The 15,443-nt window shown below is 61.8% G+C and carries 11 protein-coding genes and 1 tRNA gene; 11 read left to right on the top strand and 1 reads right to left on the bottom strand.

Annotated features, from left to right (window positions below; translation table 11 throughout):
• Window positions 1-106: 106 nt before the first annotated feature.
• The 8 genes from PQR42_RS44700 (at window position 107) to PQR42_RS44665 (ending at window position 11,801) form a co-directional block, all read left to right on the top strand.
• On the top strand, window positions 107-2,785 hold the full coding sequence (locus PQR42_RS44700) for a hypothetical protein (RefSeq protein WP_408393373.1): 2,679 nt from the start codon (window positions 107-109) through the stop codon (window positions 2,783-2,785).
• Between the two features lie 603 nt (window positions 2,786-3,388).
• The gene (gene acs, locus PQR42_RS44695) at window positions 3,389-5,371 is read left to right on the top strand and encodes an acetate--CoA ligase (protein WP_408221250.1); all 1,983 of its coding nucleotides are present in this window, start codon (window positions 3,389-3,391) and stop codon (window positions 5,369-5,371) included.
• 148 nt (window positions 5,372-5,519) lie between these two features.
• Window positions 5,520-5,888 carry a DUF4212 domain-containing protein gene (locus PQR42_RS44690; RefSeq protein ID WP_408221252.1) on the top strand — a complete coding sequence of 123 codons (369 nt, stop codon included), beginning with the start codon at window positions 5,520-5,522 and terminating at the stop codon, window positions 5,886-5,888.
• Window positions 5,889-5,892: 4 nt separating this feature from the next.
• Complete coding sequence (locus PQR42_RS44685; RefSeq protein ID WP_408393370.1) at window positions 5,893-7,911, top strand: sodium:solute symporter family protein; 2,019 nt, start codon at window positions 5,893-5,895, stop codon at window positions 7,909-7,911.
• 60 nt (window positions 7,912-7,971) lie between these two features.
• A tRNA-Ser gene (locus PQR42_RS44680) sits at window positions 7,972-8,062 on the top strand.
• Between the two features lie 182 nt (window positions 8,063-8,244).
• Window positions 8,245-9,153, top strand: coding sequence for a methyltransferase domain-containing protein (locus PQR42_RS44675; protein WP_408393367.1), 909 nt, complete (start codon window positions 8,245-8,247; stop codon window positions 9,151-9,153).
• Between the two features lie 131 nt (window positions 9,154-9,284).
• Window positions 9,285-10,418, top strand: a complete 1,134-nt coding sequence (locus tag PQR42_RS44670; protein WP_408393365.1) for an acyltransferase family protein — start codon at window positions 9,285-9,287, stop codon at window positions 10,416-10,418.
• 120 nt (window positions 10,419-10,538) lie between these two features.
• Window positions 10,539-11,801 carry an MFS transporter gene (locus tag PQR42_RS44665; RefSeq protein ID WP_408393363.1) on the top strand — a complete coding sequence of 421 codons (1,263 nt, stop codon included), beginning with the start codon at window positions 10,539-10,541 and terminating at the stop codon, window positions 11,799-11,801.
• Between the two features lie 18 nt (window positions 11,802-11,819).
• Here PQR42_RS44665 and PQR42_RS44660 read toward each other — a convergent pair whose 3' ends face one another.
• On the bottom strand, window positions 11,820-12,725 hold the full coding sequence (locus PQR42_RS44660; protein WP_408495957.1) for a DMT family transporter: 906 nt from the start codon (window positions 12,723-12,725) through the stop codon (window positions 11,820-11,822).
• Window positions 12,726-12,851: 126 nt separating this feature from the next.
• On the opposite strand from PQR42_RS44660, the gene PQR42_RS44655 reads away from it, so the two are divergent.
• From PQR42_RS44655 to PQR42_RS44645, 3 genes are all read left to right on the top strand, one after another.
• Window positions 12,852-13,781 carry a LysR family transcriptional regulator gene (locus tag PQR42_RS44655; RefSeq protein ID WP_408393358.1) on the top strand — a complete coding sequence of 310 codons (930 nt, stop codon included), beginning with the start codon at window positions 12,852-12,854 and terminating at the stop codon, window positions 13,779-13,781.
• 92 nt (window positions 13,782-13,873) lie between these two features.
• Window positions 13,874-14,965, top strand: a complete 1,092-nt coding sequence (locus PQR42_RS44650; RefSeq protein WP_408393355.1) for an asparaginase — start codon at window positions 13,874-13,876, stop codon at window positions 14,963-14,965.
• A gap of 247 nt (window positions 14,966-15,212) precedes the next feature.
• The coding region (locus PQR42_RS44645; protein ID WP_408495954.1) for a transposase at window positions 15,213-15,443 on the top strand (231 nt) is incomplete at its 3' end.

Genomic DNA, 15,443 nt, shown 5'->3' with positions numbered 1-15,443 from the left:
GGCGATCTATTTCCATTCTCCCTCGGTGAACTACAGCGATACCACATCGCCCTGACCGGGCGTGACTTAATGATTGCTCGCATCGCTCCTTTAAGAGGTCATCAAGATGACGACGTCCACATCGAGCAGTACCGTCCACGACAACGAATATGTCGGTAGCTATTCCACGCAACCCGACAAGAACGCCGCGAAAGATGTCGCGCCACTGTCCCCGGCTATCCATCATCCTGAGCCTCACGACCCGGTCTCTCCTTCCGTATCGACACCGTTCTCCAATAGCCTGAACTTCAAGGCTGGCCTTCTGCTGTCGAGCTGGCGCACGCTGCACAACAGGCCGCCTCTACCGGGAACAGGTTCCTTTTCATCCCGGTTGATCTCGGCAAACCGCATGGGGCATGCGGGCAATGGCATGGCGTCGAATCTGGGCAGGTTCTTCAGTTTTTTCGGTAAGGCGCTGGACGCCTACGGCGGGCAGAATACGACGTTGACCGCATTGCAAGCGGGCAAGTCGCTGGGCAATGCGGTCGGTTACGCGATCGATTTCTCGAAGGTCGAGGATAAGCAGGCAACAGTGCGTAATTATCTGCATGGCCCGTTGCGGCAGGGAACGTTCTCGCTTCTTTCCGGGCACGATCCGCACGAAGCGATCATGCTTGTCCATTTCCGACCGACTTCAGTATCAAAGCAGTCTCAAACCACCGCACACAGAACGGGTGATGCGCAAACACAAACGAAAAGTCCGTTGCATCAGTCGCACGGCACGCAGACCGGTATACCGGCAAGGAGTCGTGATACCCGGACTCAAACGGAAGCCTTCGGCGCCAGCAGGGCGGTGCAGACGCAGACTTTCACGCAGAGTCATCCCACCCAGACGGATTCGGATCACACGGAAAAACAGCCGACCCACACGGGCAATACAGAGAAAACGGGCGAGGGAACGAATTTGCCGCCAGACAATCACGCCGGTACTCAAACGGATAAGCATGTTGCCGATGGAGAAACCCAGACACGGCAATACGCGCACGATGCCGAGATCCAGACGCATTCGCGGGGAACGACGAGCGAGGGCACCCAGGCGACGCCGCATGTCTTCGATGGTGGTAATCAGACACGCGTCCGCGTGAAGCATCAGAATGTGCAAACTGGCTCGCCGAGTCAACTGGATAAGTCTGTTCAGGCAAAAGCGCGGACAGACCATAACGAAACCCAAACGAGCCTCCATCATCATGACCGCTCCGTGCAGACAGCGGATAGGTCGACGATCAGTACAGCGACTCAGGCGGCTCCTTTCAAAACCACGGCAGGCACTCAGGCGGCGACGATGAAGCACCACGCCGACGTGCAGACCGTGCCACTGAACCAAAGCCGGTCGGTGCCGCAGAAACCGGAGGCCTCAGCTGGCGCAGGGCACCCAACGCACCCGGGCGTTCAGCAACGAAGACATGGGCATGATGCCGGATCTCAAGCCGGCTGGCCGCAGCTCGATCACGAATCTCAAGGGAATGTCGAGATTCGACACCGCACCGCGCAAACTTCCCGGCCGATGACGGACCATCACGGCAGTCAGACGGTACTCATCAATCGTGACCGCGATATCCAGGTGTCGCCGCCATGCCGATCGCGGTCCGCACAAACCACGCCCCTGCCTGCCGGCTTCGTGGGTCCCGGAAACAGAGGCAGGGGCCTGCCGGCTAGCGTAAAAGCCAATGGACACTGGTTGCCAATCGACATACTGGCGCTGGGGTCGAGCTCGGCGAACGTGAATAACAATTCAAGCACGCTGAACCGGTTGTCAGTGACGGCCGATTCGCTGAGCACGAGTGGCGACGTGATCAGCGTAGCCAACATCAACGGCAATAAGATGCTCGCCCTGTCGTCGAAGGCGCTGTCGCTGCTCGGTACCGCGATCGGACTTGCGCCGTCTGTCGGGCAATTGTCCTCAGATATCAAAGAGCTGATTCAGAACCCGGGAAGCGAGCAGGCAAAATGGAACGTAGGCAACGACTCCGTGCAACTCATCGGCGGCCTCGTCGCGACGGCTGCGTCGTTCGCATTTCCGCCGGCGGCGCTCGCAACGTTGTTATTTCCGAACTTCTCCGAGATCTACCACGCGGAGGCGCTTCGGCATCAGGTCAATGAATTGCGCGCGCAGGGACTCAATGCCGAAGCAGACGCGCTTCACATTGAGTATCAGAACGCTGCGCTCAATGCGACGCCGATTGTGAACTGGTTTTCTTCGTTCTATACACCCGCCATGCGACCGGCCATCGAGACCTTCGAGTTATCGCAAGGGAACAAGCCTGGCGCCGCTCCTATGGGCGACATCGGTTCCGGAGCCAGGGGCGATCCGGCCGTGCTCGACTACTATGGACAAGCGATGCAACAGCGTGGACAGAGTCTCGCCACGACCGCGACACCTTACCTGAAAGCGCTTGCCCAGGCCGCGGGCACGGACTCGGTAACGATCGTGTCGCATGCGCCGCAAATGTTCGGCTGGCCATCGACAGGACAGCCGATGCGTGTATTTGACCGATCGATCGCAATCACCTATTCGAAAGAATCCGGCTCGGTGAGCTATCAGTTCTTCGGCAAAGACAAGGACGGAGTCTTCCGCCTTCCGATGTTGAACGAAGGCGTGACGACAGGTCACGGCAAAAAGAATCTTGTCATGGTGGGGAATATGCTGGACCCCGACAAACAGAAAGTTAAATTCGATCTTCAGGCGTATCGCGGCGATAAAACGGGCAGCACGTATCTGGCCGATCCCAATCACTACACGGCGTGATGCATAAGAAGTCCGGCTGGCCATGCGTGTGGGTTTTATTTGCCGATCCTAAGTTAAATGGAGATGCGCGAACGGCTTTGCCGACCCTGTGCCCAAGGAGAGGCGCGCGGTTGTCCGGTTGCAGCCACGTCGCGCCACGGGCACCCGTATCGCCGCGAACCCGTGAAGGTGACCGGGATTTCAATCGAGCGGCGTCATGTCGCCCGGCGGGTCGGCGGCCTGACGCTCGCAGATCGCTACGGAAAACAACGACCCACCAGGGATTAACCCTGGGTATTTTCCTCGCCATAGCGACGCCTGGATCCCGCCGTAGGCATGCAGCCATGACACAGCCGGATTGCATCGGTTAACATTGACACCTAGAAGCAGCGGGCCAGAGCGCATCTCGGCCACCGTACCGCTGCGCGTAAGTAGCAGGTAAGTTGCGGCCTTTATCGTGTTTGAAAGTCGGCGAGCAGTCGCGCATAGGGTGCGGTGCGGCAGGGGCGATCATGTTGTCGAGGGTTGGAGACACCCGCGCAACTTTCAGGCGCCATACGATACGGCGCGCCACGGGCGCGGCCGGCACAGGTTTTACGTTTCATCTTCACCAAGGGGTTGTCGATGTCTGCGATTGAATCGGTTCTTCACGAACGCCGTGTTTTCCCGCCCTCCGCTGAAGCAGTGGCAGGTGCAGCGATCTCCGGCATGGACGCGTACCGGGCGCTCGCCGCCGAAGCGGAACGCGATTACGAAGGTTTCTGGGGGCGCCTCGCTCGCGAGACGCTAAGCTGGAACACGCCCTTCACCAAGGTGCTCGACGAATCGAACGCGCCGTTCTACACCTGGTTCGAAGACGGCCAGATCAACGCCTCGTATAACAGCATCGACCGTCACGTCGAAGCCGGCAACGGCGAGCGCGTCGCGATCATCTTCGAAGCCGACGACGGCACCGTCACCAACGTCACCTATCAGGATCTGCTGCAACGTGTGTCGCGCTTTGCGAACGCGCTGAAGAAGCGCGGCGTGAAGAAGGGCGACCGCGTGGTGATCTATATGCCGATGTCGATCGAAGGCATCGTCGCGATGCAGGCTTGCGCGCGGATCGGCGCGACGCACTCGGTGGTGTTCGGCGGCTTCTCGTCGAAGTCGCTCAATGAGCGGCTGGTGGACGTGGGCGCGGTCGCGCTCGTCACCTCCGACGAACAGATGCGCGGCGGCAAGGCATTGCCGCTGAAGAACATCGCCGACGAAGCGCTGGCGATGGGCGGTTGCGAAGCAGTCACGAGCGTGATCGTCTATCAGCGCACTGGCGGCAAGGTCGCATGGAACGAAGGCCGCGATCTGTGGATGCACGAGCTCACGCAAGCCGAATCGGATCAATGCGCGCCCGAATGGGTTGGCGCCGAGCATCCTTTGTTCATCCTTTACACATCCGGTTCGACCGGTAAGCCGAAGGGCGTCCAGCACAGCACCGGCGGCTATCTGCTGTGGGCCGCGCAGACCCTGAAATGGACCTTCGACTGGAAGCCCTCCGACGTATTCTGGTGTACCGCAGACATCGGCTGGATCACCGGCCATAGTTACATCACGTATGGTCCGTTGACGCTCGGCGGCACGCAGGTCGTGTTCGAGGGCGTGCCGACCTATCCGAACGCCGGCCGCTTCTGGGACATGATCGCCAAGCACAAGGTCTCGCTGTTCTATACCGCGCCGACCGCGATCCGCTCGCTGATCAAGGCCGCGGACGCCGACGAGAAAGTGCATCCGAAGAGCTACGACCTGTCCACGCTGCGCATCATCGGCACGGTCGGCGAGCCGATTAATCCGGAAGCGTGGGTCTGGTATTACGAGAACGTCGGCGGCAGCCGTTGTCCGATCGTCGATACGTGGTGGCAAACCGAAACCGGCGGCCACATGATCACACCGCTGCCGGGCGCGACGCCTTTGGTGCCGGGTTCGTGCACATTGCCGCTGCCGGGCATCATGGCCGCGGTCGTCGACGAAACCGGCCAGGACGTGCCGAATGGGCAGGGCGGCATTCTGGTGGTGAAGCGTCCGTGGCCCTCGATGCTGCGCAACGTGTGGGGCGATCCGGACCGCTACAAGAAGAGCTACTTCCCCGAGGAACTCGGCGGCAAGCTGTATCTCGCCGGCGACGGTGCGGTGCGAGACAAGGACACTGGCTACTTCACGATCATGGGCCGTATCGACGACGTGCTCAACGTGTCGGGTCACCGGCTCGGCACGATGGAGATCGAGTCGGCGCTGGTGTCGAACCCGCTCGTCGCGGAAGCCGCGGTGGTGGGACGCCCCGATGCGACGACCGGCGAAGCCGTATGCGCGTTCGTCGTGCTGAAGCGCGCGCGTCCGGAAGGCGAGGAAGCGGTGAAGCTCGCCAACGAACTGCGCAACTGGGTCGGCAAGGAGATCGGTCCGATCGCCAAGCCGAAGGACATCCGCTTCGGTGAGAACCTGCCGAAGACGCGTTCGGGCAAGATCATGCGCCGCCTGTTGCGCTCGCTCGCGAAGGGCGAGGAAATCACGCAGGACGTGTCGACGCTGGAGAACCCTGCGATTCTCGATCAGCTCGGCGAGTCGCTGTGAGCCTGGGTTTGTCCGTGTGAACGGCAAGAGGGTGTCGAACGACACGCTCTTGCTCCGACGCGGATCTTCGCTACAGAAGTCGCGTTGTTGAAGCCACCGCGCGGTCAATCCCGATTGCCTGTCCGGTGGCTTTTTGATACATAGGCGCATGGCCGCGCCGCACCACTCCTCTCACGCTACGCTCAATCCGCCGCCCGAACCGCCCGCGGTCTCGGCAACGATGGCGCGCGCGCATCAAAAGTACTGGCGTTTCAACCTCGCGTTGATTGCGACGTTGATGACTCTCGGCTTCATCGTGTCGTTCGTCTTGCCGTTGATGGCGCCCGCCCTGGCGCAGATGCGGGTCGGCGGCTTCAGGTTGCCGTTCTATTTCGGCGCGCAGGGTGCGATCCTGATCTATCTGGCACTCATCTTCGTGTATATCGTGCTGATGCAGCGCGCTGACCGCCGGCTGCAACGCGCTTTGGAAGCGGACGCCAGCGCCGGTGCCGACACGCTTACCGCGCGCGGAAACTGAGCCGATGAAGCTCACGAACCGGCTGATCCGTTCCTACGCCCTTTACACACTCGGCTTTCTGCTCTTCATCTACGTGATGTGGCGCATCGAGCGAACGACCGGTCCTGGTGTGTGGATCGGCTATGTGTTCCTGTTCGTGCCGATCGCGGTGTATGCGGTGATCGGCCTGCTGTCGCGGACTTCCGATCTGGTCGAATACTATGTGGCGGGGCGGCGGGTGCCGTCTGCCTTCAACGGCATGGCGACGGCGGCCGACTGGCTTTCGGCGGCCTCGTTCATCGGCCTCGCCGGGTCGATCTATGCGACCGGATATGACGGTCTCGCGTATCTGATGGGCTGGACCGGCGGCTATTGCCTCGTCGCGTTCCTGCTCGCGCCGTATGTGCGCAAGCTCGCGCGCTACACGATTCCCGATTTTCTCGGCACGCGTTTTTCGAGCAACGCCGTGCGCGGCCTCGCGGCGCTGGCGGCGGTCCTGTGCTCGTTCGTTTATCTGGTCGCGCAGATCCAGGGTGTCGGGTTGATTGCGACGCGTTTTATCGGCGTGGATTTCGCCGTCGGCATTTTCTGCGGACTCGCGGGCATTCTGGTGTGCTCGTTTCTCGGCGGCATGCGCGCCGTAACGTGGACGCAGGTCGCGCAGTACATCATCCTGATCGCGGCGATTCTGATTCCCGTGTCGATGATCGCGCACAAGGACGGCCTCGGCTGGGTGCCGCAATTCAACTACGGCCGCTTGATGGAGCGTGTCGAAGGCCTCGAGAAGCAGGTGCGCGACGCGCCGCTCGAGCAGACCGTGCGCGACGATTATCGACGCCGTGCCGCGTTGATGCAGATGCGGCTCGACACGTTGCCGCAATCGTTCGTCGACGAGAAGTTGCGTCTCACGCAGGAAGTCGCCGATCTACGCCGCCATAACGGCCCGCTGCGCGAGATCAACGAGCGCGAGCGGGCGCTCGAACAGTTTCCACGCGATGCTGCCGCCGCGCAGATCGTCTGGACCCAGCGACGCGATGAAATGCTGATGCGCGCCGCCGCACCGGTGCCGATGCATGAGCCGTTCCCCGCCACGACCGATGAAGACCGGCGTACCCACGAACGTAATTTTCTTTCGCTGCTGCTGTGCCTGTCGCTCGGCACGGCGAGTCTGCCGCATATCCTGACGCGCTATAACACGACCACCTCGGTGGCCTCCGCACGACGCTCCGTCGGATGGACGCTCTTTTTCGTCGCGCTGTTCTATCTGACGGTGCCGGTGCTGGCGGTGCTGATCAAGTACGAGATATTGACCAACCTGGTCGGCCATCACTTCGCCGACTTGCCGCAGTGGCTCATGCAATGGCGCAAGGTGGAGCCGAGTCTGATCAGTCTCGCCGATACGAACGGCGACGGCATCGTGCGTTGGAGCGAGATCCAGATGCAGCCCGACATGGTCGTGCTCGCCGCGCCGGAGATCGCGGGGCTGCCGTATGTGATGTCGGGCCTGATCGCGGCGGGCGCGCTGGCCGCGGCGCTCTCCACCGCGGACGGTTTGCTGCTCACCATCGCCAATGCCTTGTCGCACGATGTGTACTACCACATGGTCGACCCGAACGCGTCGAGCCAGCGGCGCGTGACGATCTCGAAGATTCTGTTGCTGGGGGTGGCGCTGTTTGCGTCGTATGTGGCGTCGCTGAATACGGGGAACATTCTGTTTCTGGTGGGCGCGGCGTTTTCGCTGGCGGCGTCGAGCCTGTTTCCGGTGCTGGTCCTGGGCGTGTTCTGGAAGCGCACCACGCGGCTCGGGGCGGTGGCGGGCATGGTGGCGGGGCTGGTGGTGTGCATCTATTACATCGTCTCCACATACCCATTCTTCACGCAGATGACGGGCTTCGCCGGGGCGCGATGGTTCGGGATCGAGCCGATCAGCTCCGGCGTATTCGGCGTGCCGGCGGGGTTTCTGGTGGCGATCGGCGTGAGCCTGGTCGACCGAAAACCGGACGCTTACACGCGGGCGTTGGTGGACTATATCCGGCATCCTTAGGCCGGTTTGCGCGTGGGTCTGGCGCGGGGCGCGAAGTTTGCTATAATTCGGCTCCCCGCCGGAGAGATGGATGAGCGGTTTAAGTCGCACGCCTGGAAAGCGTGTATAGGTTAATAACCTATCCGGGGTTCGAATCCCCGTCTCTCCGCCAGGAACCAATAGATAAGCCGTTGAATCTGCAAGGATTCAACGGCTTTTTGTTTTGGCTCGCCGATCGGGCGTCGAACTGGGCTCTTCGCGCCGCACCCGCTCGTTGAACCCAATAGCGCAACGCACAATCCAACGGACCTTCGATGCGGTAGACTTCCGCGGAACCACCCAGGAGGTCGCGGAATGGATCGTAAGGTCAAGCTGCTATCTGGACTGAATCTGTCTACTGCAATTGGTGCGGAAATCGGCGCACTCTGCCGACCGGTGGTGACACGATCGGACGGTACGGTCTATTACATCGACCACGCCACCACAGAAGCTCTGCGCGAAAAATACAAACATGATCCGAATGTCGATATCGGCGCGCTCGTCGATGTCGATGCCGTTTGGGGCAAGCAATCGCTCTCCGAAGCGCTGGGTGGTAAATCGGTCGATTACGTGATTGCATCCCATGTGGTCGAGCATGTGCCCGATCTGGTCGGCTGGTTTGCCGAGATCGGCGCGATACTCAAACCGGACGGCCAACTGCGTCTCGCGGTGCCCGACAAGCGCTTTACCTTCGATATGATGCGGGAGGAGTCGCGCATCAGCGACGTGCTGAGCGCTCATATCGTACGGGCGCGCATTCCTCAGCCGCAGGCCATCATCGACCATGTCGTGAACGTGCGCTACGACGTGAATGCAGGCGCGATCTGGGCCGGCCTTCCGTCCGGTGGACGGCCGGCGCATACGTTCGCGGACGGCATGGCCGCTGCCCAGGATGCGTTTGCCAACGGCAATTATCATGACGTGCACGTCTGGGTGTTCACGCCAGCCACGTTTGCGAGGATTTGCCGGCTGCTCGTCGAAAACGGACTGCTGAGCATGTCGTGCGCGAACTTCTTCGACACCGCAAGAAACGAACTCGAGTTTCTGGTTCACATGCAGCAGTGCGCCGACGTCGAATTCGCTTCCGCCAGTTGGGCACGCATGGAAGCGGCCGCCGCACCATTGCCGCCGCCGCTGGACCTGCCTGCGCCATTGCTTCAGATTCGCGCCGTGCCTTCGCGGCTGCATCGTGTGGTGCGGCGCGTGGGACGTCTGCTGTCGTAGCGCGACGCAGAGGAACAGCGCTTCAGCTCCGTGCGCTTGCAGCGCTTGCCCGTCTGGCTCTATTTCGACCCGACTACGCTCGTTTCCGAATATTGCAGCCGCGAATATTCTGTAATCTGTAAAATGCGCGGATGGAGACACATAGCATCCGCGACGCAAGTTCTTTGCGCTACGTAACCGGCCTCGATGGACTCCGTGCCATTTCGATGATGCTGGTCGTCCTGTTTCATTACACGAGCTATTTTTCCAGCCGCCTCTCCGGGCTGGGTGGCGCATGGTCCGGCATCGTGCGTATTGCGTCGACCGGCTGGATAGGCGTGGACGTGTTTTTCGTGATCTCGGGCTTTCTCATCACCACAACGTTATTGAAGCGGCCCGTCAATTCAATCGCGTCATATTCAAAGTTCATTCGGCGCCGTGCAATCCGGTTGCTGCCGGCCTACGTCGCGAGCCTGCTGATATTCACACTTGTCGCGCTGCTCATCGAACCGCATAGCAAGGTGTTGAGAAACGAGTATTTGCTATGGACATTCACGGCCAGTCTGCACTCGCTGTTCGGCGACCGGGTCGCGCTGGCCGATCAACATTTCACCATGGCGCATTTCTGGACGCTGGCTGTGGAATGGCATTTCTATATCGTCTTCCCGATTCTCGTTGCCCGTTTCCATTCGTACTTTCGCCCGGCCGTGGCGCTGGTGCTGGTGGCGATAGCGTTCAGGGTGGTGTGCCATTTTGCCGGGATTTCCGACAACGGCATCTATACCTTCACGCTTTGCCGGATCGACTCGATTGCGGTAGGTTGTCTGCTGGCACTGGTGCGTTCCCACCTTCGTTCCCGGCAGTCTGCAGCGGCGGGCGTGCTCGGCGTGGTGATTTTCATGGCGATCTGGATTGCGTTGGCATGTGCGGATGTCCCGTTCAAGACCTTGGCGTGGCTTCAGACGTTCGGATATACGCTGTTAGCTGTGTCCGTCGCGTTGATGATTTACCGGGTCATTCATTCCTCGCCGCGCTCGGTGATCGTGCGTGCGCTGGAATTCAAGCCGCTTGCCGCAATAGGGCGCGCAAGCTATAGCCTGTACATCTGGCACGTGCCGTTTTATCCCACCATCGTGCTGGTGGCGCAACGCTACTTCACGGACATCAGGCTTGCCTATCTTGTCGCGGTATTGGCCGGCGTCGTGATGACAGCGGTGCTCGGCAGTCTTTCTTATCTGCTCGTCGAATCCCGATTCACCCGGGCGCGTCCAGCGGTGCTGGCGTGAAGGCGGGACGCTCCTTTATGTATGGCAGCGAGACCGGCCGCGCGAGGCCGTAAACCAAAACAAATCGTCTTGCTCTAAACTAGCGGCCGCCCAAGCCCCCTAGTCAAGAGCAAGAACTCCATGCCTCCAGCGCCCGCCGAGCCACCTGGTTCCTCATCCGTTAGTTTGCCGAAACACCCCGCATTTCAACGTTTCTGGTGCACCCGCATCCTCTCGTCACTGTCGTTCCAGATGCTCGCCGTGGCAATGGGCTGGCACATCTACGCGCTCACGCATAGCGCCTTCGCACTCGGCCTCGTGGGCCTCGCGCAATTTCTGCCGATGTTCGTGCTGACGCTCGTCGTCGGCCACGTCGCTGACCGTTACGACCGCCGCCGCATCGCGGCCATCTGCCAAAGCCTCGAAAGCGTCGCTGCATTGTTATTCGCTTTCGGCACCTTTGGCGGATGGATCAGCGCGCCCGTGATCTATGTGCTGGCCGCATGTGTCGGCGCGGCGCGCGCCTTCGAATCGCCCGCGGTGGCTTCGCTGTTGCCGGGCGTCGTGCCGCGCGGGCAGTTGCCCAAAGCGACGGCATGGGCCACATCCGCGAATCAGACCGCGCAGATCGCGGGCCCGGCGCTGGGCGGTCTGCTCTACGGCATCGGCCCCGGCGCGGCCTATCTCGCCTGCACGCTGTCGTTCGCGGCGGCGGCCACAGCCGTCTGGGGCATCTCGCTACAGACGAAGCCGGCGAGCCGCGCGCCCGTCACGCTTGAATCGGTGTTCTCGGGCATTGCCTTCATTCGCAAGGAGCCGGTGATTCTCGGCGCGTTGTCGCTCGATCTGTTTGCCGTGCTGTTCGGCGGCACGACTGCGCTATTGCCGGTCTTCGCGCGCGATTTCCTGCACACGGGGCCGCTCGGTCTCGGGCTGTTGCGTTCGGGCACAGCCATCGGCGCGCTCGCGGGCACCATCTGGCTCGCGCATTTCCCGCTGCGCAACCGGCCCGGTGCGGCGATGTTCGGCGGCGTGATCGCGTTCGGCGCGGCCACGGTCGTGTTCGGTCTGTCGCATCAATTTCTCGTGTCGCTCGTCGCGCTCATGGTGCTCGGCGCGTCGGACACCATCAGCGTGGTCGTGCGTCTGTCGCTCGTGCAACTGCGCACGCCGGACGAAATGCTGGGGCGCGTCAGTGCGGTCAATTCGCTTTTCATCGGGACGTCGAATCAATTGGGTGAATTCGAATCCGGTGTGACGGCGGGGTGGTGGGGCGCGCGACCGGCCGTGCTGGTGGGCGGCGTAGCGACCATCGCGGTCGCCTTGCTATGGATGCGCTTCTTCCCAGAACTCAGGCGCACGCGCTCGCTGGCGCGCGAAGACGAACTGGCGCCGAGCCATTGATCGACGCACGACTTTGCTTCAGGCCTGCGCGGCGCTCACACGCAGCGCGGTCCATCGGACGGTCGCCAGAATCGATGCCGCGACGATCAATGCGCCGCCGACCCACGCGGTCACCGAAATCCGTTCACTCAGCCAGATGCAGGCAAACAATGCCCCGAATGCCGGTTCGCTGCCCATCAGCAGCGAGACGCGTGTCGGGCTGCTGCGTTTGATCGCGAAGTTCTGCGCGAAGAACGCGAACAGCGTGCAAGCGACAACCAGATAGCCGACATAGCCCCAGAACGCCGCATGTCCCGCAATCGAGGGCAAAGGCTGCCACTGTTGCGACGCAAACAGCCAGGCGGCCGCCGCGCTGCCGAACGCCACCACGCCTGACTGAACTGCCGTCACCGACAGTGGCGGCAGGGCCGAATCGCGCATCACGCGTTTGGTCACACACACCGTCAACGCGCGCAGCAGCGCGGCAAGCAGAATCAGCGCATCGCCGGGATTGAGGCTCAGCGCGCCGTCGCCGGCGAGCAGCCATGCACCGAGCAACGAAAGCGCCACCGCCAGCCATTCGACGCGGCTCGGCTTGCGCTTGAGCAGCAACCATTCGACGAGCGGCGTCAGCACCACGCACAAGCTGATCAGAAACGCGGCGTTGGCCGCGCGCGTCATCAGGATGCCGAAGGTTTCGCACAGGAAGATGCCGAGCAGCAGTGCGCCGGCGACGCCGCGCAGCGTGCGGGCGTCGGCGGCGCGCAGGTGGCGCAGGGCAGGCGACAGGATCACGAAAGTGATGCCGAAGCGCAGCGCGAGCAAACCGAGCACCGGATAAAACACCAAGGCGCTTTTGACGACGCCGTAACTGGTGCCCCACACGACGGCGACGGCGAGCAGCATCAGATCGGACAACATGAGCAGGCGTTCTTGTTTCGACATGACGGACCTCGAACTAATGAGGCCGTATTGTCGAGCTTTGCGTCTAGCGTGATAATCGGGTCTCGGCGCACAGGCTTTATGTCATAAATGCATTAATAGCCTGCCCCCACTCACGGACCCAGAACGATGACCCCAACCGAGCTTTTCGCCTTGCTACCGGACATGGCGGTCTTCGCACGCGTCGTCGACGCGGGCAATTTCTCGGTGGCGGCGCGGCAGCTCGGCAGCACGCCGTCCACGGTCAGCCGTCAGATCAAGCGTCTCGAAGACGCCCTGGCGACCCGTTTGCTCGAGCGCTCCACGCGCACGGTGCGGGTGACGGAATCGGGTGCCCAGGTGGCGCGATTCTGTCGCGACATGGTGAGCGCCGCGTCGGGCGCGGTCGACGCCGCCGGGCAACTGGCTGGCAGACCGCAAGGCAAGGTGAGTGTGAGCGCGCCGACCCAGTTCGCGAAGTCCGTGATTCACCCGCTCATTCCCGGCTTCCTGCATGCTTACGACGAAGTCGACCTGCAACTCCTCTTCACCGACCACGATGTCGACCCGCTCGCCGACGATGTCGATCTGGTGATTCGCCTGACCGAGCATCCGCCGCAGGGACTCGCGGGGCGTCGCTTGGGCGCGGTGCGCTGGTTGCTGGTGGCGTCGCCGGCGTATTTGCGCGAGCGTGGCACACCGGCGCAGCCGCGCGATCTGCAGAAGCACGCGTGCATCTACCTCGGCGAAACCGCCGACGACAATCGCTGGCGCTTTCGCCGCGGCACGGAGACACAGAGCGTCGACGTGAAGGGCCGCTACATCGCCAATCACGCCGGCGCGCGGCTCGAAGCCGCGCTGCAGGACTTCGGCATCGCCTGCGTACCGGAATTCGCGGCCTCGGAATCACTACAGAGCGGCGAACTCCTGGAGGTCTTGCCGGACTGGCATCTCGAAGCGAGCGCCTACGTCGGCTCGGTGTGGCTGCTGTATCCACCGAATCGTTTCTTGCCGCCGAAGGTGAGAGCATTGATCGACTACCTAGTCGAGCATCTTCACGGCACGCTCGATATCGCATGAGAACCACCGCACGCGACACGAAAGTAGAATCGCCCGCGTAATCCATGATTCAATGCAGTCCCAGCGATTTGATCGATCACGAGGAGAACAGCATGAGCATGCGCGAAACCGGACCGATTGCGGCGACTGTCTATCGCGGCGATTCGATTGAGAACACGCATCTGGCGCACGTCGCGGTGGTCGACGCGAGCGGCCGCCTGTTGGCATCATTCGGCGATCCGTCACGCATGACGCTGGCACGTTCCGCGGCGAAGCCTGCACAAGCGTTAGCGGTGTTGGAAACCGGCGCGCTGGAGCGTTTCGGTTTCGACGAAGCCGACCTGGCACTGATGTGCGGCTCACACAGCAGCGAAGCGCGCCACATCGAGCGCACGCGACAGATGCTGGCCAAGGCACACGCGAGCGAAGCCGACTTGCGCTGCGGCGGCCATCCGCCGCTATCCGACGTCGTCTACATCGACTGGCTCAAGCGCGACTTCAAACCGAGCGCCGTATGCAGCAACTGCTCCGGCAAACACGCCGGCATGCTGGCCGGTGCGCAATCGATCGGGGCGTCGATTGCGGGTTATGAACGACCCGACCATCCATTGCAAGTGCGTGTAAAACACACGGTCGCGGACGTCTGCGATTTACCCGACGACGGGGTGCAATGGGCGACAGACGGCTGCAATCTACCGACGCCGGCGTTTCCGTTGGACCGCCTCGCACGCCTGTTCGCGAAGCTAGCCTCCGCAGAGGACGACGTATCGTCGAACGCACAGTCGATCACATCGCGCACGACGGCGTTCGCCCGAATCTACCGCGCGATGACAACGTATCCGGAATGGGTAGCGGGCGACGGCCGTTTCTGCACGCAGCTGATGCAAGCCTTCGAGGGCACATTAGTTGGCAAGGTGGGCGCGGACGGCAGCTACGCGATAGGTGTACGAGCATCCGAGCAGATGAGGAGGGCGGGCGCGCACGGCGCGCTGGGCATCGCCGTAAAGATCGAGGACGGCAACGTCGGCATACCGTATGCGGTGGTCGCGGAACTGCTTGCGTTACTAGACATCGGCACACCGGAACAACGAGCGAAACTCAAGGCGTTCCACGCACCGAAGATGTTGAACACAATGGGCATCCCAACGAGCCGAATAACATTTTCGGTCGCGCTCAAACGCGCACCGGAAGCCGCCGTTCGATGAACGACCGCCACGGCGCGCGCAGCGCCGCCGGAAGAATGACGGCCTTGTCACCAGGGCGGAATGTGCGAGAACACAGATTCCAGATGCACCACAACCGTGGCTGCGCGGGGGGCCCGCTTATAGGCTGGCGGTGTGAAGCCGCTTTCTTTGCTTACTTTCTTTGCGGCGGCAAAGAAAGTAAGTGTGTAGTGGTCCAATGGTCCTGGACACCTCTAAAGGGGATAATTCTCCAACTGAGGTGAGAGACATGGGCAGACGGAACCTGACTGACGAATTCAAGGCAGAGGCGGTGCAACTGGTGGTTGCGCAGGGTTATTCAATCACCAAGGCCTGCGAGGCGCTGGGCGTAGGCGACTCGGCTTTGCGGCGCTGGGTGGCGCAGTGGCGTGCGCAGCAGGCTGAGCCACCACGCAGCGACATGCAGATCCAGCGCGACCAGCGACGCATCCGTGAGCTGGAAGCGCGTGTGATGGAGCTT

This window comes from Paraburkholderia sediminicola (genome assembly GCF_046027355.1).
In the GTDB taxonomy this organism is placed as follows: domain Bacteria; phylum Pseudomonadota; class Gammaproteobacteria; order Burkholderiales; family Burkholderiaceae; genus Paraburkholderia; species Paraburkholderia sediminicola_B.
Note: the sequence above shows the minus strand (reverse complement) of the source record. Positions and strands in the feature narration are given on the sequence as shown.